Annotated in this window: 17 protein-coding genes; 6 read left to right on the forward strand and 11 right to left on the reverse strand. The window is 33.6% G+C overall.

Going from position 1 to position 17,749, the window contains the following annotated elements; all coding sequences use genetic code 11:
• The first annotated feature begins 260 nt into the window (after nucleotides 1-260).
• Together CA2559_RS04290 and CA2559_RS04295 are read left to right on the forward strand one after the other, a co-directional pair.
• Nucleotides 261-1,097 carry a hypothetical protein gene (locus tag CA2559_RS04290; RefSeq protein ID WP_013186619.1) on the forward strand — a complete coding sequence of 279 codons (837 nt, stop codon included), beginning with the start codon at nucleotides 261-263 and terminating at the stop codon, nucleotides 1,095-1,097.
• A 3-nt stretch (nucleotides 1,098-1,100) separates the two neighbouring features.
• Nucleotides 1,101-1,553, forward strand: a complete 453-nt coding sequence (locus CA2559_RS04295; RefSeq protein ID WP_013186620.1) for a hypothetical protein — start codon at nucleotides 1,101-1,103, stop codon at nucleotides 1,551-1,553.
• Here CA2559_RS04295 and CA2559_RS04300 read toward each other — a convergent pair.
• Nucleotides 1,550-2,194 (reverse strand): hypothetical protein, encoded by a 645-nt coding sequence (locus CA2559_RS04300; RefSeq protein ID WP_013186621.1) that lies wholly within the window; start codon nucleotides 2,192-2,194, stop codon nucleotides 1,550-1,552. The genes CA2559_RS04295 and CA2559_RS04300 overlap by 4 nt on opposite strands.
• Nucleotides 2,195-2,275: 81 nt before the next feature.
• Between CA2559_RS04300 and CA2559_RS04305 the strand changes: the two genes are divergently transcribed.
• Nucleotides 2,276-2,503, forward strand: a complete 228-nt coding sequence (locus tag CA2559_RS04305) for a helix-turn-helix domain-containing protein (RefSeq protein WP_013186622.1) — start codon at nucleotides 2,276-2,278, stop codon at nucleotides 2,501-2,503.
• A 14-nt stretch (nucleotides 2,504-2,517) separates the two neighbouring features.
• Here the strand turns inward: CA2559_RS04305 and CA2559_RS04310 are convergent, their stop codons facing one another.
• The 10 genes from CA2559_RS04310 to CA2559_RS04355 all read right to left on the reverse strand — a co-directional run bounded on the left by CA2559_RS04310 (nucleotide 2,518) and on the right by CA2559_RS04355 (nucleotide 14,831).
• A complete protein-coding gene (locus CA2559_RS04310; protein WP_013186623.1) occupies nucleotides 2,518-2,952 on the reverse strand; it encodes a hypothetical protein in 435 nt (144 codons plus the stop codon).
• Between the two features lie 12 nt (nucleotides 2,953-2,964).
• On the reverse strand, nucleotides 2,965-6,027 hold the full coding sequence (locus tag CA2559_RS04315) for an Eco57I restriction-modification methylase domain-containing protein (RefSeq protein WP_013186624.1): 3,063 nt from the start codon (nucleotides 6,025-6,027) through the stop codon (nucleotides 2,965-2,967).
• A 1-nt stretch (nucleotide 6,028) separates the two neighbouring features.
• Entirely contained in the window at nucleotides 6,029-7,396 is a 1,368-nt protein-coding gene (locus CA2559_RS04320; RefSeq protein WP_148232776.1) for a site-specific integrase, read from the reverse strand.
• A gap of 361 nt (nucleotides 7,397-7,757) precedes the next feature.
• Nucleotides 7,758-8,267: an OmpH family outer membrane protein gene (locus CA2559_RS04325; RefSeq protein ID WP_013186626.1), complete on the reverse strand. Its 510-nt coding sequence runs from the start codon at nucleotides 8,265-8,267 to the stop codon at nucleotides 7,758-7,760.
• Between the two features lie 55 nt (nucleotides 8,268-8,322).
• Nucleotides 8,323-9,150: an OmpH family outer membrane protein gene (locus tag CA2559_RS04330; protein ID WP_013186627.1), complete on the reverse strand. Its 828-nt coding sequence runs from the start codon at nucleotides 9,148-9,150 to the stop codon at nucleotides 8,323-8,325.
• 33 nt (nucleotides 9,151-9,183) lie between these two features.
• On the reverse strand, nucleotides 9,184-11,742 hold the full coding sequence (bamA, locus tag CA2559_RS04335; protein ID WP_281778157.1) for an outer membrane protein assembly factor BamA: 2,559 nt from the start codon (nucleotides 11,740-11,742) through the stop codon (nucleotides 9,184-9,186).
• A gap of 7 nt (nucleotides 11,743-11,749) precedes the next feature.
• Nucleotides 11,750-12,490, reverse strand: coding sequence for an isoprenyl transferase (locus CA2559_RS04340; RefSeq protein ID WP_041241111.1), 741 nt, complete (start codon nucleotides 12,488-12,490; stop codon nucleotides 11,750-11,752).
• A 4-nt stretch (nucleotides 12,491-12,494) separates the two neighbouring features.
• Nucleotides 12,495-13,184 carry a type IX secretion system protein PorG gene (gene porG / locus CA2559_RS04345; RefSeq protein ID WP_041240910.1) on the reverse strand — a complete coding sequence of 230 codons (690 nt, stop codon included), beginning with the start codon at nucleotides 13,182-13,184 and terminating at the stop codon, nucleotides 12,495-12,497.
• 102 nt (nucleotides 13,185-13,286) lie between these two features.
• Nucleotides 13,287-14,171, reverse strand: a complete 885-nt coding sequence (locus tag CA2559_RS04350; protein WP_013186631.1) for an NAD kinase — start codon at nucleotides 14,169-14,171, stop codon at nucleotides 13,287-13,289.
• A 3-nt stretch (nucleotides 14,172-14,174) separates the two neighbouring features.
• Nucleotides 14,175-14,831: a CBS domain-containing protein gene (locus tag CA2559_RS04355; RefSeq protein WP_013186632.1), complete on the reverse strand. Its 657-nt coding sequence runs from the start codon at nucleotides 14,829-14,831 to the stop codon at nucleotides 14,175-14,177.
• An 83-nt stretch (nucleotides 14,832-14,914) separates the two neighbouring features.
• On the opposite strand from CA2559_RS04355, the gene CA2559_RS04360 reads away from it, so the two are divergent.
• From CA2559_RS04360 to CA2559_RS04370, 3 genes are all read left to right on the forward strand, one after another.
• A complete protein-coding gene (locus tag CA2559_RS04360; RefSeq protein ID WP_013186633.1) occupies nucleotides 14,915-15,628 on the forward strand; it encodes a pyridoxine 5'-phosphate synthase in 714 nt (237 codons plus the stop codon).
• A gap of 1 nt (nucleotide 15,629) precedes the next feature.
• Nucleotides 15,630-16,391 (forward strand): alpha/beta fold hydrolase, encoded by a 762-nt coding sequence (locus CA2559_RS04365; protein ID WP_013186634.1) that lies wholly within the window; start codon nucleotides 15,630-15,632, stop codon nucleotides 16,389-16,391.
• 107 nt (nucleotides 16,392-16,498) lie between these two features.
• Nucleotides 16,499-17,746 (forward strand): OmpP1/FadL family transporter, encoded by a 1,248-nt coding sequence (locus CA2559_RS04370; protein WP_013186635.1) that lies wholly within the window; start codon nucleotides 16,499-16,501, stop codon nucleotides 17,744-17,746.
• Nucleotides 17,747-17,749: the final 3 nt, after the last annotated feature.

A 17,749-nucleotide genomic window follows, 5' to 3' on the forward strand; every position in this document is an offset into this window, starting at 1 on the left:
TTAAGGATAAAAATTTAAAAAGAAGTCCTTTTCTATTTTTGTGCAAAATCGTTTTAGTCTAAAACCGAACGATATTCAACCTTTAAATGGTTATCAAGAATTAGGATTAAGGTTGATTTATCTAGAAATCTGTGAGTGAGTTGTCATTGATAACCTAAAAACAATATGCCTGAATAAATACCAAATGTTATGTTTAGTGTAAAAATCACACAAGCCCATCTTATTTTAATTCTGCTATCTTTAGAAAATAAATTAGACCTATGGACAAAACTTTAAAGTTTGATATTTTCAGATTTCATTTACTTCCCATCACAACTAAACAAACATCTCTTTTCGGTGAAAATATCACCTATGAAGAGTTGGTGCAGAAAAAGAATGAAGTGTTTAATAAATTTGTTGAGGATTTGCAAAATATAAATACTGGACTGCCTTTAGAGCTGTTCAGCTATGAGGATGATAGTTTTCTGTTTAGAATCGCAAACCCCAAAAAAACTATAATCTATAAAGACTTTAAAGAAATTGTAGAGAAAACAGAACCATACGTTTTTCTAGCCATCAATACGAATGATGATGTTCAAAAAATTGGTATTAGCCATAATCCAGAAGCATTCAGTACCACGACTGTAACTAAAAATGCAGTTTTAAAGATTTTTAATAAGTATTTGAACCAAAACAGTCTAAGTATTGAGCTAGAACAGATTTTTGAGGAGAATAAGTTTTGGAGTGTAGCCAATAAATATCAAGGGCGGATAAAACTGATTGATTTTGAAATCATTAAACCCAATATGTCGAGGATTTCACAATCCATTAAAGCTACCTTAAAGCCCTTGATTCAAAATACTAATAGCCATAAAACGCACGTAAAACTTTCCGCACCTGAACAGGGAGTACTAGAAAATATTGATAAAGAGAATAAGCAAGTTGAGGGATTGGTGAGCTATTCTAGTGAAGGTGGTGGCAACATCACCATGAAGGTATTAGGCTTAAAAAGTAGAATCAAAACAAAGAATATGGCTAAAACCAAAAAAATCAATGAACTCCAACTTAAAGGCTCACCAGAACAAATCATCAAGGTTTGGAAAGATATTGTAGAATAGAGAATGTTAGACCAAATAAAAGATATTGCCCTATACCTAGTCTTAGGTCTGATAATAAATCTGCTATCGTTTTTCTTAGCTAATGACTATCTAGTTAATTATCTCTTAGACAATCTTATAACCATTCAATTAACTCTTTTAGCTATCAATACTGCTACCTCTGGTTTGGTAGTGTCCAAAATGCAAGATATTAAAAAAGAAAACCCTCATCTGGACTTAAAACCTATTTCTAAATCACTTCTGGATTCATTGAAAGAGCAAATTATTTTGATAATCGTTGCAATCGCCTTACTAATAATTATTGACAGCCAAATAACCGAAAAACTAGAGTACACAAAATATTTTGACTTTGGTTTAGAGGTGTTTCTTATTGGTGTATTTATAAACTCTGTTCAGATTTTATGGGATACGGGAAAAGCAATTTTTGTTATGATTGATATGACCAATACGGATTAGTATTTCTTATTCCTTCTAGAGTTTTCATTGCGGTCAATTTGAGAGGAAATTTTCGCAACCGTTTGTTCACTCACAGTATTCCAATAGTCCTTTAACTGGGAAATTTGGCTAGTAGGTAAATTAGCAAGGTTGTTTAGGTAATCCTTATAAAAAATCCACGCTCTTTGATAATCTCTAGAGCAGTATTCATATCCAGAATTTTGAGAGTAATCGTAATCCTTAGCACACTTGTAAAATTTTTCAGCTTCAAAGTCTGCTTTGTTTTTCCAGTCAGAAAAAGTCCATTCAGATTTTTCTTTTCCATTGCTAAAAACCTCATCGTCATACATAGTCCTGTCAAAGTATTGTGCAACTAAAAACAGTCCACCAATCACAACGACCGCAATAAGTAATATGGATGTGCCTTTGCCTTTAGATTTTGATTTTTCAAATTTGGATTTTTCGTTCATCATATACTTATTGATGAAGTCATTTTCGTCTTGGGTATATTGATACTTATTTGCACCCACTTGTCTTTTTAAGCGCAAATATTCTTTGATTTTTATGATTTCTTCTTCGGTTAAAGCATCTATTTCACCTACTTCTGGTGCAGGATGAAGCTTGTAATTTTTACCATGTCCAAATTTTTGTATAAAATTCATTTAAAATCTTTTTTTCAAATTTAGACAATGGTTATTATAAATCATAACCCTGTGTAAAGATGTATTCCGCACTTTACAACGGTGAAAACTTCCGATAAAAACTATTTAGAAAAGGTAGGTGAGAATATTGCCAAATTAAGACGAGAAAAAGAAATGTCTCAAATGGATGTTTGTGCCATTATTGATATGGATAAACCTAATTTATCTGCGATTGAAAATGGAAGACAAAATGCAACCATACTAACTTTAAAAAAAATTGCTAACGCTCTTGAAGTGGATGTTAGCAATTTTTTTCTTTTTTCTGAATAGTAGAGTTTTTGGCTCTAAATGGTCACAAATTTTGATTCGTAATAAAACGAAGCGAGTAATCTTTCCGTATTGTCTGAAATAAGATTTTGCCCAATTATTTGTTCAGTTCCCTCAACACCTTCATAAGTATATATATAAGACCCTAATTCCGCTTTAGTCATATTGGTATATTTGCTAAAGTCATAACCACACTTAATCTTGTCCTCAGCTTTTTTAAATTCTTCCCACATCTCTTTATCAGAATCTGGTAGTTGGCTACTTGAATAGAGAGTTACGAATAGTTGTAACAGGTGGGTAGCACGTTCATCTAAGTCCTCTTGACTAATATTAAAATTGTACCTTTTTAGAACATCTTTTGGGTTTAGGTTTTCTAGTCTCGTATTCCCATTAATAAATTGACCCCAAAGGAATTTCTTTAGGTCATTATCCATTTTCTTTTGTGTCATCATATAGTTTATATTTTAGATTAAGTTCTTTTGAATGATTGCGATATCGTCTGGCTCTATGCCATATAAATCATATATTAATTTGTCTAACTGGTTTTCTAGATTTTTGATTTTTCTATCGTAAAAATCTATGTCAGAAGATGAAAGAGAATTGGTTTTTAATTTGACAGTTTCGGTGATGCTTTCAACTAGCGATTCAATTTCTTTAACTTGACTATCTTTTGCTTTCAATTTAGGTACTGGAAATTGACGAAAAACCTTTACGCCTATATCAACACCAATACCCCTTTTTTTTCCGTTCGTAAGAAACCAATACGTTCCAAGTTCTGAATTTAGACAGCCAAGTAAAAATTCTAAGGAATATTTTTTATTCTTTTGGATAACAACCGAAAAAGAGAAGCCACAATACATTTTATTCTTATCGAGGTAAAATTCTGGCTGTGCAAACATTCCTTTGCAAAGTATTTTGTGATTTTCAAAATACTTTACATTCCTAGGTCTATGTATTCCAAAAGGCTTATTAGATGAGGTAATATATTGCTTCATTTTTTGAAGATGATTTCTAACGTTAGGGTATTCCCCATCTTCAATGAGTTTCTTTATATTTTTATCAGAGTATATTAGGTATTGTTGAGGTTCTCTAATACCGTACTTTAAAACATCATTAGTATTTACGTAAGGTTTAACAATCTCATTTTCATTTTTGGTCAAACCTAACTGGTCAATTTCTTTCTTATTTAAAACAAATACACCTGTACCTATTGGAAATGTATCACCGAAATTATCATACTGTTTTTTAGAAACTTTATCTACGGACTCCTGAACCCCAACGGAAGAATCATAGTAATCATCTAGTGAACCACAACCTTTAAACTCAACCTTATTTAGGCTGTAGTTAATTTTACCATTGTTATCAAAAAGTTTATTTAATGGAATGTCTTTAGTTGTGTAACTCTGTTCTATCTCTGGCAGTTGGATATCAATAATTTCCCGAATTTTTGCTTTATAATTTTTCTGCCTACCCTTTTTGAAAATAAACGTATTATGCTTTCCGCTTACATCTTTGAAAACTTTTGCACTTTTATAATCTACTATTTCTACAACTTGAAAATCCGTGTTTATGTGACTTCTTAGAAGTTTTGCCCCATCATTCTTTGTCCAATAACTATTAGTGATAAATGCAAGTATTCCATTTGTTTTGAGGATTTCATAACCACGATGCACAAAATAGTACCAAAAATCCATTTTACCAACGTGATATTTAACCCCTAAAGAAGTTTTATTTACTGGGTCAAACACCTCTTGATTACCTCGCTCTTTTAAATATGGTGGATTTCCCACTATGGCATCAAAGCCACCATTTTTAAAAACATTGAGAAAAGATTCTTTATAGCTAAAAGGGTTTATACGTTTTTGCTCATCAATGGTATAGTCGTCCACGTTAAGAATATCCCACCCTACTAGAGAGTTTCCAGATTGTATGTTTTGGGTAAGGTCTGGTAATACTTTACTAAAAGCTGTTACCTGTCCAGATTTTGTTGTGCTACCAAAACTTTCATCTTCTAAAAGTTTGAGAAATAAAGATAATTGAGATACCTCAACCGCTTGATTGTCTATATCAACTCCATACACACAATTTAAAAGAATTTCCTGCTTTCTTTTTAAAGTTAATACCCAAACCCCTTCGCTAAACATTGCGTTCCCTAAATCCTCACTTCTACCGTCTATTTCGGTTTTTCCTTCTAACTTATCGACATAATAATTTTTGTGATAGTCGATAAGGTATTCATATACCCCAATAAGGAAACTACCACTACCACAAGAAATGTCGGCAAATGATAGTTTATCAATTTCTTTTGGTGTTTTTCCTTTGATTAATTTACCTACACTCTTATCAATTATGTAATCTACAATATACTTGGGTGTGTAGAATACGCCACCTGCTTTCCTTACTTCTGGCTTTTGTATAATATCTACCTTACCACCTTCAATACTAACCACCTTGCCTAAGAAACGCTCGTAAATACTTCCTAAAATGTGTACTGGGATGGAATTAAAATTATAAGGTGATTCTTTTGAAGATATATCATAACATAAATCTTGAAATAGACCTTTGTCTATTCCACCGAATGAAGGTTTATCTATAAAACTTTCTTTAAATACTATTCCGTTGTATTTCCCATCAAACATTTTAGAGAGCTGAACAAACTCTTTCCAATCTTTTAGCTCATTTATGTATTCCTCAAATTCAATTTGTTTGTCCTCTAAAAATCGTACAAAAACAAGCCTGTCAATTGTTTTTTGAGTAGCTTCTGTAAGCTGTTGAGGTGTCAGCGAATTATCTTTTGCATAGAATCCCCTTGCTAGGTCAAGCCTTAAAGAATCAATATATTCTAAAAAATCATCATCAACAGATTTGTAACCACCACCAAACATTTTTAGTTGTCTCTCTTTCGTTTTGGTTTTGGGGATTTGTGTTTCCACAAAATGTATAAGAGAGCCATCTGCAACCGCTTCACGGCTGAATAAATAGTAAAGCTCCCTAAATATTGTTTCGTCCTTATACTGTCTAAAATTATATTTTCTGACTGCTGTGCTTACTGAAAATTTAGGATGAGGTTTAGTTCTGCAATCTATTACTATAAACTCTTCAAAATCTGTGAGGATTGATAGTGGTGTTTGTGAGTTCCACCCGTATTTGTGTGTTTGAAGGTAGTAACCTGTATTGTCTTCCAGAAGTACAGCAGGTTTTTTTGCTTCAACAAAAAAGACTGGATTTTTAAAATCTGGTTCAAGGTAAAAGGCATAGTCTGCAAACTTTTTATTTTTGCTTCCTTCCTGTTTTTGGGTCAGTTCTAACTTGACTTCCTGTTTATAGGGGTTCTTTTGAAAATCGTGGGTAACATCCCACCCTAAAGCACTAAAGAACTTATTTATAAAATCCTCACGTACACGAGTTTCAGAGTAACTAGGGTTTTTATAATGGTTATATCCTGTTTCAAAATCATCAACTAAATCGGAAACTTTTTTATAGGCTTCTAAATAATTATCATTCATATAGTATGGGCTTGAAGCCATTTTAAAGTTTAAAGATATTAGAATTTATTTTGTTTATCTCCATTGCAAATTGTTTCGCCTTATCAAGCATAGACTGTTTGTTATAAGTGTCAAACATTCTGTTTTTAGATGGTTTGTCTGGATGGGTAACGTTTGAGACAATATTTTCTGGAATTTGATAATTCGCTAGTATTGATGTAAACGTCTTTTTTGCATCGTGGGTTGAGATTGCTTCAAAAAGTGGCTTTTTAAACTCGAATAAACCACTTTTATATGTATCTAGCTTTACATTTACTTCACGTTCCAAGCCTATAACTTCAAATAAGTCTTTAAGATTAGAATTGGTTTTTGAGTTTGCATAAAATTTGGGAAAAGTGCCATTGTAATTTTTTATAATCTCTGAAACTGGCTTTAGAATTGGGATAAAACATTCAGTGCCAGTTTTGTTATGTTTGCTATGAAAATAATCAAATGTAATTCCCTCAGAATTATAGGTTTGTATTGGCTCTTTATACAATACATTCATCGTTTCATTTCTGGATGCAGTAAGTGAAGCAATCAAAATATACTCCTTTGCATTTTGCAATGCTGTATCATGAGAAACGTTAGCGTCTATGATAGATTGAAGCTCATCTTCTCTAATATAAAGGTCTTTAGAGCTTTCAGAACGTTCAACCAATAAATTTTTTTGACTAGGATTGAAGTCTGATGTGAAGCCTTTTTCTAAGGCTTCTTTAAACAAACTAAGGAAGGACGTTTGCTTTTTACGTAAAGAGTTTTTTAAAAAGCCGTACTCCTTTATTATTTGTTTTTTCGGCTGATTTGGATTGTCAATTGAGTATTTGCCTTTTAGAATGGCATCAAGTGTGTCGAAGAAATTCCAGTAATTATCATCTGTAAAGGTTTCAAATCTTAAAGAATTTCCAGTTGCTAAATTATAGTTCTCTAAATCACGAGCTAGTGTATTGTATGTTTTGATGGTGCTGTTTTTTCTTCCCTTTTGAACACCTCTGCGAAGGTTATCTTTATCCTTAGCAATTCTAGAATTCAAATACTCTAAAATGGTGGGTTGCTCTTGAATTATATTTGCCTTCCTTCCTAAATATATTTCTACTTGCTCTTTAAACTCTTTTGGATTAGGTATTTCACCTTTCCTATCATACTCTTTATAAACCTCATCAATCGCATCTTCTAGTTTATTCATTGCACGTCTTATGGTGCTATTATTTTTTTGGGATTTTGAAAATATCGCTTCATCGTGTTTGAAGTTGTCGTCCTTGTTTCCGAATTGTTCTGGTTTAATTGACTTTTTGAGTGATATGCGAAATGGTTTGTAAGACTTCCTGCCGTTACTGGAAATTACAGCATATCGGTAACTCACCTCTGCCATTATAGTTCGCTTAGTCTTGACTTTACCTCGGTTGGATTCTAAAAAATATCTTATTTTCGGCTCTTCCATCACCGTAAAGATAATATTTCAGCGGAATTTACAGCGGAATTTTGTGTTGTTAGATGGAAATATTTGAAAAGTATTGAAACTTAGAACAGTTGTAATACCTTTTATAACAGTTTGTTTTGAAAGGGTTTGAAAAGTATTGGTCAGAATTGGAATATAAAATTGTAGTTCTGGAGGTACCACAAAAACCCTGAAACATTTGTTTTGGGGTTTTTTGTTTTTTAATCTTGAGCATTCTATATAAAAAAAGCGCTTCAAAATTTGAAGCGCTTTTTAAGTTCTTAAAAGAAAAAGATTAGATACCTAAGTCTTTCTTTACGTCTGCCATAAGATCATAACCATCTGCAAGGATTACTCCAGTTCCAGTTGTAGAGTCTATAACATAATCAAAACCTTTAGCTCTAGCTACTTTTTGAACAGCAACACGAGCTTTCTCGTAAACTGGCTTTAATAGCTCAACTTCTTTCTTTTGAAGATCTTGTAATGCGTTCTGACGGTACTGTGCAATTGTTTGCTCTGTAGTTTGCATTTCTTGGCTACGCTTTGCATTTTCTTCAGCAGTTTTACTTTCTGCTTCTTGTGAGTATTGCTTGTATGTATTAGAGAACTCTGTCATCATTGTTTTGATCTCTGCATCATACGTGTTTTGAAGCTTCTCCAAATCGCTCATCGCTGTTTTATAGCCTGGCATAGCTTCTATTAGCTCTTGAGATGCAATGTGGGCTACTTTGCTTTGTGCCTGTGTAAATGCAACTGCTCCAATAGTTAAAGCGAATGCTATAATGAGATTTTTGTACTGTTTCATTTTAAAAATAATTAAGTGTTAATTTTTGTATTTATTATTATGTTGATTTTTTGGTCTATTGACCTCCGTTTTCTCGTTCTTCTTTTGCTTTTTCTCTTGCTTCGAGTATAGAGTCTTTGCGTCTTTGGCGCTCTTCTAAAAGCTTAGCTCTTCGAGCTTCATATTCTGTTTTTCTAGCATCTCTTATACTGTCACGTTGTCTTTTACGTTCTTCAATTAAAGTTTCGCGCTCGTTTTTCTTTTCTTGAATTTCTTGTTCTTTAGCTTCATCTGCAGCAGCTTCTTCTACACTTTTGTATTCTTCTTCAAGTACTTCTTCTTTTTCCTTTTTGCTAGAGACTTGCTTTCTCTTAGCAGCTCTATTAATGCTTCTTAAAATTTGGTCACTAATATCGTGACGCTCTGCAGCAAATAACATAACTAAGTCATTGCTTTTTTCAAAAACAAAATCGTACTTTTTTGCTTCAGATATTTCTTGAACTGCTGCAAAAACTTGGTCTTGTACCGGTTGTACAAGTCTTCGCTTTTGTATCATTAAATCTCCTTCTGGACCAAATCTGTCTTGTTGGTAGCTATATATTGCTTCACGTTCATATTTAATGTCTTCCTCGCGCTCTTCAATAAGTTCTTTAGTAAGTAGGGCTCTTTCATTGTCAAGGTTTCTCTGCATATCTTCAATTGCAGCCATTTTCTGTTCAATTTCAGATTTCCACTTTTGTACTCTACCGTTTAGTTGCGTTTCGGCTTCTTTATACTCAGGTACATTCTCTAAAATGTAATCCATATCAATATAACCTACTCTAAGGCTTCTGCCTTGAGCTTGAGATTGATGAAGACCAAAAAACAACAATGCTGTTACTACTAAAAGAACTCTTGTTTTCATACGTATTATGTTTATAGAAATAATCGTGCCAAATTAAAACTGTTGTCCAATAATGAAATGTGTTTCCCAACCATTAGACCCTGTTGTACCTGGAATAGGATCAAATCCGTATCCGAAATCTATACCTAATAATCCAAATGCAGGCATAAATATACGTAATCCTATACCAGCAGACCTATTTAATTGAAATGGATTAAAATCTCTAAATCCATCATAAGAAGCTCCACCTTCTGCAAATGCTAACATATAAATTGAAGCTGCAGGTTTAAGTGTAATTGGGTGACGTAACTCTAACGAGTATTTGTTATAAATTGTTGCACCATCATTTTGAGTGGCTTGACTTAAAGAACTTCTGTCAATTGGTACAAGGGATTGGTTAGGGTAACCTCTTAATGCTATTGTTTCTCTACCATCTAAGCTAAATCCTCCAAGACCGTCTCCACCTAAGAAAAATCTTTCGAATGGAGGAACACCTCTATCTGAATTGTAGGCGCCTAAGAAACCATACTCTGCACTTGTTTTTAATACAAATTTTCCAACTAAACGATTATACCAAGTACCGTTAAATTTAATCTTGTAGTACTCTAGCCACTTAAATTTTTCTTGATCTACTTCGGCAGCTGTTAATGTACCGTCTTCCTGTTGTTGATTAAGCGCTTCGTAATCTGTACCATTCCATAATGAATATGGTGGTGACAATTTTGCAGTTACAGAAAACTGAGAACCAGATGTTGGGAACACAGGATTTGTTGCAGTGTTATCTCTGCTCAATCCAACAGTTAAAGCAAGGTTGTTTGAGTATCCGTCTCCAAAAGTAAATAAGCCAGTATTGTAGTTTTGAAGGTTAAAGTGCTGAAAGCTAATTGCTCCAGATAATGTAAAGAAGTCATCTGGTACTCTAAGTCTTTTAGCAAGACCTAAAGAACCACCAGTAATTAAAAACCTTCTATTTCTGTCTGTGTCTCTTTGTTGTGCGTTATAAAAATACTGTACAGTATGAGAAAGTGACGCAGAAAGTCTTACAGGTTTCTTGCCGCCTAACCAAGGTTCTGAGAAGCTTAAACTATACGTTTCGTAAAAGCTACTAGCTTGTGCTCTTACAGATAGTTGTTGGCCATCTCCCATAGGTAATGGTTTGTAGGCTTCTTTGTTAAATATATTTCTTATTGAAAAGTTGTTAAAAGATAGCCCTAGTGTACCTACAAAGCCACCGCCACCATAACCACCTTGTAGTTCAATTTGGCTTGATCCTTTTTCTACAACAGGGAAAACCATATCTAAGGTTCCTGAGTTAGGATCTACGTTTTTAAACTGTGGTTCTAAAACTTCTGGATCAAAAAACCCAAGTTGTCCTAATTCTCTAATGGTTCTTACTACATTACTCTTGCTGTATTTTTGACCAGGTTTAACGCGTAATTCTCTATATATTACATTGTCATTAGTCTTGTCGTTACCAGTTACGGTAACGTGATCAAAATAAGCTATCTTGTTTTCTGAAATTCTAATTTCAAAATCTATGGTGTCATTATAAACTCTAGTTTCAACAGGGTTAATGGTTGAAAATAAATAACCATTATTTTGATAAAGGTTGGTAAGATCTACAGCATCTGGTTTTGTAGGGTCTGCAACTTGCTTTTCTAATAATGTACCATTGTAAACGTCACCTTTCTGAACATTAACAATTTGTTTTAACTGCTCATCTGAATAAACGCTGTTTCCTAAGAATGAGATGTTACCAAAGTAGTAACGGTTTCCTTCTTCTACATCTAACTCTAAAACAATACTATTATCATCTTTCTTTATAATAGTGTCATTAGTAATCCTTGCATCTCTATAACCTTTTTCTTTGTACTTTTTAATAAGGCTAGCCTTGTCACTTTTATACTCTTCTGCAATAAACTTAGATCTTTTCCAGAATCTCCAGAATTTCTTCTCCTTAGTTTTTTTCAGTTGTTTACTAAGCTTAGCGTCTGAAAGTGCTTCATTGCCATTAAATTGAATGTCATCAATTTTTACTTTTTCACCTTTATCTACATCAACAACCATTAGCACCTTATTGGAGTTAGGTAAGGTATCTTCAACTTTTACGGTGTTAATCTTAACTTTAGCGTTTAAGTAACCTTCTTCTTTATAAGAATTGGCAATACGGTTTTGTGTTGTTGTAATGAGGTTTTCTGTAACTCTTTTTCCTGCAGTTAACTTATTTTCTTTAATAAGCTCTTCTTTTTTCTTTTTGCGTTTAAGACCTCTAATTTTTGTTTCGGCAAGTTCAGGAAGTTCTTGAATTTCTATCTCAAGATCAACTACATCTCCTGTTATCTTAGTTACATATATATTAATGTCTGAAAACAAACCTAAATCCCATAGCTTATTAAGTACTTTACTAATCTTAGTACCTGGAATGAAAATTTGTTCACCAGTTTTAAGGTTTGTAAATGCAATTACTGTTTGCTCGTTATAACTCGTTGTTCCAGTTACATTAATTTCACCAATAGTATACTTAGTACTGTTAGGTGGAAGTTCTTTATCTTGAGCTTGGGTTGCAAAAGTTACTCCTATAAAAAATAGAAGGGTAAATAGTTTTTGTGTCATTCCTGCTTTAACTAAGTTGTTCACTCGTTTTTCCAAATCGGCGTTCTCTATTTTGATAATTGTGAATGGCATTTAATAGGTCCTTCTTTCTGAAATCTGGCCATAATACCTCGGTAAAAAATAATTCTGCATATGCAATTTGCCATAAAAGAAAATTGCTAATACGTTGTTCTCCGCTTGTGCGAATAAGAAGATCTACATCTGGTAAAAAATTTGTGTATAAATGCTCTTCTATTAATTTGGTGGTAATATCTTCTGGTGTAATTTGATTAGAAGCAACTTGCTCTCCAATACCTTTAACCATTTGAAGTATTTCTTCTCTAGAACCATAACTTAATGCAAGTGTTAGGTTCATATGAGTATTGTCTTTTGTTTTCTCTTTTACTTCTGCCAGTTCCTTTTGGGCTTTTTTAGGAAGACTTGAAATTGTACCTATTGTAGAAAGTTTGATTTTGTTATCCTGCAGTGTTTTAATCTCTTTTTTTAGAGAAGACACTAAAAGATTCATAAGCTTATCCACCTCAAATTTAGGACGATTCCAATTTTCTGTTGAAAATGCATAGAGTGTTAAATTCTTAACTCCTAATTCTGCACAACCCTCAACAGCTTCTCTAACTGCTTTTGTGCCCTTTTCATGACCAGCTACTCTTAACAAGCCTTGCTTCTTTGCCCATCTTCCATTACCATCCATAATTATGGCAATGTGTTTTGGTAAAGCGTCTTTATTTATAGTATAGTCTTTGCCCATATTATTAGAAGTTGCAATAACAAGGTTTTCTACCAAAAGAGTAGGTTAGTGTAATGCCTGTAAAGACATACCAATCATTAGTGTTTATATTTCCAAATGGTTGTGCGCCGCCATCAGAACCTAGTTCTTCAGGATTGCTGCCATCTAAATTGTCTGTAAATGTATAGCGTGCGCCTACTTCAAAACCAGCAATTAAATGCCTGCCAATGGTTGCTTTAAAGCCCACAACTGCAGGTATTGCTATATTTATATTGTCGCCACCACGCTTTAGCTCTATACCATCTCTAAAAATTTGATTAGCATAAAAGCCAGTTAATCCTGTGTATAGGTAAGGTACGGCTTGTCTTTTGCCGTTATGCAGATTCCATTCCCAAAATGTATACTCTATACCCAAAGAAGCTTCTGTAATATTGTTAGTAAACTCATAACCTCTTTGTTGCCTTCTTGGCTCGTCTGAGTTAGCATCATCTGCATTAATTTCTGCGTGCAATAATGAAAACCTAAAAGAGTGCCTGTCACTGCGATTCCATTTGAACAACAAGCCGCCAGCCAACGAGTTAGGGTTTATGAAGCTAGAGTTGCCGACGTCTCCAATATAATTGGCGCCACCAACAAAGCCACCTATCTCATAGGTTTGTGAATACGTGTAAGTTGTACAAAAAATCATGATGATAAATGCGGTTAAATGCCTCATAGATTTTCAAAAGTTTGCAAATATAACAATAAAGTTCTCGTGCGTTGAATTTTCGACGATTTTGTCGTATTCTTAAAACACATCTATTAGATATTTATTGCTTTAATTGCGCTTGTCCTGACCCCAAAGTAACTTTTTCCTTAAAGTCTTAGGAAAGCTTGAGCCGTTTAGTTCTACTAAATGAATTTGAAACGGCGCCTTTTGTACTGTAAGGACGCTGTTTTTTTGAAGTGTTGCAATTCTTGAGTCCATACTTACTAAAAAAGTATCTTCTCGGGTAGAAACTTTTAATTTAATCTTGGTGTCATCCTTTATGATTAAAGGTCTGGCGTTAAGGTTATGTGGAGCAATTGGAGTTAATACAAAATTTTGAGTGTCTGGCATTATAACTGGACCACCACAACTTAAAGAATATCCTGTAGATCCAGTTGGAGTAGATACAATTAAACCATCTGCCCAATAAGCATTAAGATAATTGTCATTCAACCAGGTTTCCACAGTAATCATAGAAGTAGTGTTTCTCCTACTTACAGCAATTTCGTTTAATGCAAAGTTAAAATCGTTTATAGTAGCAGGCTCTTGTTCTGAGTTGATTTGTAAAACACTTCGTTTAGAAATAGAGTAATCTCCAGATAAAATATGACTAATACTTTCTTTTATCTCTTCTTTTTGTATTGTAGCTAGAAAACCTAAGCGGCCAGTATTAATTCCTACAATGGGAATGTTGTGGTGTCTTACATAGTAAATGGTTTTTAAGATTGTACCATCGCCACCTATGCTAAAAAAAAGATCATAACTGTCATCCAACTCTTCAAAAGTAGAAAAGTGATTGTACTCTTTCTTTATAGTCTCGTGATGATTAATTATATCTAGGAAGTTTTCCTCTATAATTACATCAATTTGAGCTCTATCTAACTCATCTAGTAATTCTTGTATGTACTTACCAGCGTCTTGATGGTAAAATTGACCATATATACCTACTTTCATAACTTATATATTTAGGTATTTGTCAAGATATTTTGAACGGTCTTTTAAATTCTTGTAAAAGGTATCTTCTTGATGGGAAGAAACTATACTATAACCATATCTTCTAAAAGATTGTAAGACTTCATTTATGGCAGATTGCCCAATCTTTATTGTAAGCTGAACCATATCTTTCTCCATTTTTGAAATAAACGCACCAAGCACATTTGCCTCGTTAGATTCAACTATCTGTGAAATTTCACTAAATGAGTAATCGTTTATACCTTTTTCTACAACTAAAATACCACCAGCTTCATTTAAGAAAGGTGTTTCATTAAATAAGCTTAGAATATCATTTAACTCAACGTAGCCAAGATATTTTTGATTTTCATCCAATACAGGCATTAAATTGGTATGGTTTTGAGCAAAGTTCTCTAACACATCTAGCCAGTTATCTGTAATTCTGCAGAAAAAAGTTTCAAATGCATACTGGCAATCTTGCAATGTCTTTCCAGATTCAAAACAACGTACATCATTTTCAGAAATACAGCCAATATAAACACCATTTCTAGCAACAGGAATATGTGTATAAGTAAGTTGGTCAAAAACATCTTTAACTAAGGCTATGTCCTGATTAATATCTTGTATGTCTATATCATTAATGATATAATCTTCAAAAAGCATATGCAAATTTTACTTGCAAATTAATCAATTTTAAAGACACCACCATGGTGCAACTTTGTATTTTTGTAATTCAATAATAAGTTATGACAAAATTAAGTGTAAATATTAATAAGATAGCTACTCTTAGAAACTCGAGAGGTGGCAATTATCCAAATGTAGTTCAAGTAGCTAAAGATGTGGAGCGTTTTGGTGGTCAAGGTATTACTGTGCATCCTAGGCCAGATGAGCGCCATATACGTTATCAAGATGTTAGAGATTTGGCACCTATTGTGACTACTGAGTTTAATATAGAGGGAAATCCAAATCCTAAGTTTATAGATTTGGTGTTGCAAAACAAACCGACACAAGTTACTTTAGTGCCCGATGCTGTTGATGCTATTACATCTAATGCTGGTTGGGATACTGTAAAGCATAAAGACTTTTTAACTGAAATTATTTCAGAGTTTAAAAACAACGGTATCCGTACATCTGTATTTGTAGATCCTGTTGCGGCAATGATTGAAGGTGCTTCAAAAATTGGAGCAGATCGCATTGAGCTTTATACAGAAGCTTTTGCAGATAAATTTACTATTAGCCCAGAAGAAGCTGTAAGACCATATACAGAAAGTGCAATGTTGGCACATTCTTTAAATTTGGGCATAAATGCAGGGCATGATCTGTCTCTTAAAAACATTGCTTATTTTAAAGAAAAGGTGCCATATTTATTAGAGGTGTCAATAGGGCATGCATTAATAGGAGAAAGTCTTTACTTGGGTCTTGAAACTGTTATTTCTAATTATTTAAAAGCATTAAAATAATATGAAGTTGCATTCTAATATAATAGGAGAAGGAAAGCCATTGTTAATATTACATGGTTTTCTGGGAATGGGAGATAATTGGAAAACACTTGCAAAGCAATTTTCTGAAGATGGTTATCAGGTTCATCTAATAGATCAGAGAAATCACGGTAGGAGTCCACACTCTGATGACTTTTCTTACGAGTTGTTAGCTGAAGATTTAAAAGACTATTGTAAACTTCATAATCTTGAGTCCTGTATTTTACTCGGTCATTCTATGGGAGGAAAAACAGCAATGCTGGCAGCTACTAATGCACCAGAGTTGTTTGAAAAACTAATTATTGTAGATATTGCACCCAAATCTTATCCGCAGCACCATCAATCTATTCTTAAAGGATTGTCGTCATTAGATTTTAACACCATTAAAAGTCGAGGTGGTGCAGACAAAAAACTTTCAGAATATGTATCAGAACTAGGTGTAAGGCAATTTTTGTTAAAAAACTTATACTGGATTAAAAAGGGGCAGTTGGCCTTAAGGATGAATTTAAAATCTTTAATTGAAAATATTGAAGAAGTAGGAAAGCCTCTACCTAATGGCAAAACATATAGTAAACCAACATTATTTATTAAGGGAGAACGTTCAGATTATATTACAACTGAAGACGAATCTTTAATTTTGAATCATTTTCCAGAGGCTAAAATTGAAATAATTAACAACTCAGGACATTGGGTTCACGCTGAGAATCCTGACGCTTTTTACGCTAAAATTATGAAATTCATATAAATGCACTGTCTATATTATGTATGCATAATAATTTTGCCTAATCTGTTGTAGAGTTCATATTTTATTTTAAATTTACGACGTTAACAAAACCTTAAAAAACATATAATATGAAAAAATTATTAACGCTTGCTGTATTTACCTTGGCAATGGCATCTGTATATGCAGGTGGTTATCGAGTAAGCTTACAGGGACAACGTGCCTTGGCTATGGGACACACAGGTGTCGCTGTTGTAAACTCAGCAGAATTGGCATTTTTTAATCCTGCAGGTTTAGTTTATTTAGAAAATAAGCTAAACGTATCTGTCGGTGGTTTTGGTGTCTTTTCAGATGTAACTTATCAAAACACAGAATTTGGAACGTCTTCTCAAACAGACAGTCCAGTAGGAACACCTCTTTATCTTTATGCTTCTTATAAAGTGACAGATTGGTTTACAGCCGGTTTAGCTGTTTATACACCTTATGGTAGTACTGTAGAGTGGCCAACAGATTGGTCTGGATCTCATCTGGTAAACAGAATAGACCTTCAGGCTATTTACATTCAGCCTTTAGCATCATTTAAGATTAATGATATCTTGAGTATTGGTGGTGGTCCAATTTATGTAACTGGTGCAGTTGAGTTTAATAGAAACATTAACAGAACTCTTACAGACGAACAAGGTGTAAGATCTAATGTTACGATAGAAGATTCTGGAGTTTCAGAATGGGGATATAGTGTAAGTGCTATGTTTACTCCAACAGAAAAATTAAGAGTAGGTTTTAACTATAGAAGTGAGATAATTCTTGATTCTACAGAAGGAACAGCAACGTTCTCAAACTTCCCTAACTCTCCAGCAGTACCAGCAAATGGTGACCAAGGCTTTTCTGCAAGTCTTCCTTTGCCAGCAGAATTAACTGTAGGTGTATCTTATGAATTCTGTGATAAATTTACTTTTGCTTTTGATTATAACAGAGCTTTCTGGGATGTATACAATAATTTAGATATTCAATTTGAAGATGGTAACGAATCTTTAAACCCAAGAAACTACGAAAACGCAAATATTTGGAGATTTGGTCTTCAGTATGATGCTACTGAGAAAATCACTTTAAGAGGTGGTTACTATTTTGATGAGTCTCCTGTTCAAGAAGGCTATTTTGCTCCAGAGACGCCAAGAAACGACTCTCACGGATTTACTGGTGGTTTATCTTTCCAGGTAACGCCTAGCTTAGCAATAGATGCTTCTTTCTTATATGTACGATTTGAAGAGGTAGATGCTTCTTACGATTTTTATCAAGAAAATGGACAGAATGTGCCATTTGAAGGAACATATAAATCTAGCGCGTTCTCACCAGGTTTAGGTGTAACATACAAACTATAATAA

Origin of the sequence: Croceibacter atlanticus HTCC2559, from assembly GCF_000196315.1 — a bacterium.
Taxonomy (GTDB): Bacteria; Bacteroidota; Bacteroidia; order Flavobacteriales; family Flavobacteriaceae; genus Croceibacter; species Croceibacter atlanticus.

What these genes read in the sequence shown, in the direction of transcription:
- CA2559_RS04290 (WP_013186619.1), top strand. Translation starts at nt 261, where the DNA reads ATGGACAAAACTTTAAAGTTTGATATTTTCAGATTTCATTTACTTCCC.
- CA2559_RS04295 (WP_013186620.1), top strand. Translation starts at nt 1,101, where the DNA reads ATGTTAGACCAAATAAAAGATATTGCCCTATACCTAGTCTTAGGTCTG.
- CA2559_RS04300 (WP_013186621.1), bottom strand. Translation starts at nt 2,194, where the DNA reads ATGAATTTTATACAAAAATTTGGACATGGTAAAAATTACAAGCTTCAT.
- CA2559_RS04310 (WP_013186623.1), bottom strand. Translation starts at nt 2,952, where the DNA reads ATGATGACACAAAAGAAAATGGATAATGACCTAAAGAAATTCCTTTGG.
- CA2559_RS04315 (WP_013186624.1), bottom strand. Translation starts at nt 6,027, where the DNA reads ATGGCTTCAAGCCCATACTATATGAATGATAATTATTTAGAAGCCTAT.
- CA2559_RS04320 (WP_148232776.1), bottom strand. Translation starts at nt 7,396, where the DNA reads ATGGCAGAGGTGAGTTACCGATATGCTGTAATTTCCAGTAACGGCAGG.
- CA2559_RS04325 (WP_013186626.1), bottom strand. Translation starts at nt 8,267, where the DNA reads ATGAAACAGTACAAAAATCTCATTATAGCATTCGCTTTAACTATTGGA.
- CA2559_RS04330 (WP_013186627.1), bottom strand. Translation starts at nt 9,150, where the DNA reads ATGAAAACAAGAGTTCTTTTAGTAGTAACAGCATTGTTGTTTTTTGGT.
- bamA (WP_281778157.1), bottom strand. Translation starts at nt 11,742, where the DNA reads ATGACACAAAAACTATTTACCCTTCTATTTTTTATAGGAGTAACTTTT.
- CA2559_RS04340 (WP_041241111.1), bottom strand. Translation starts at nt 12,490, where the DNA reads ATGGGCAAAGACTATACTATAAATAAAGACGCTTTACCAAAACACATT.
- porG (WP_041240910.1), bottom strand. Translation starts at nt 13,184, where the DNA reads ATGAGGCATTTAACCGCATTTATCATCATGATTTTTTGTACAACTTAC.
- CA2559_RS04350 (WP_013186631.1), bottom strand. Translation starts at nt 14,171, where the DNA reads ATGAAAGTAGGTATATATGGTCAATTTTACCATCAAGACGCTGGTAAG.
- CA2559_RS04355 (WP_013186632.1), bottom strand. Translation starts at nt 14,831, where the DNA reads ATGCTTTTTGAAGATTATATCATTAATGATATAGACATACAAGATATT.
- CA2559_RS04360 (WP_013186633.1), top strand. Translation starts at nt 14,915, where the DNA reads ATGACAAAATTAAGTGTAAATATTAATAAGATAGCTACTCTTAGAAAC.
- CA2559_RS04365 (WP_013186634.1), top strand. Translation starts at nt 15,630, where the DNA reads ATGAAGTTGCATTCTAATATAATAGGAGAAGGAAAGCCATTGTTAATA.
- CA2559_RS04370 (WP_013186635.1), top strand. Translation starts at nt 16,499, where the DNA reads ATGAAAAAATTATTAACGCTTGCTGTATTTACCTTGGCAATGGCATCT.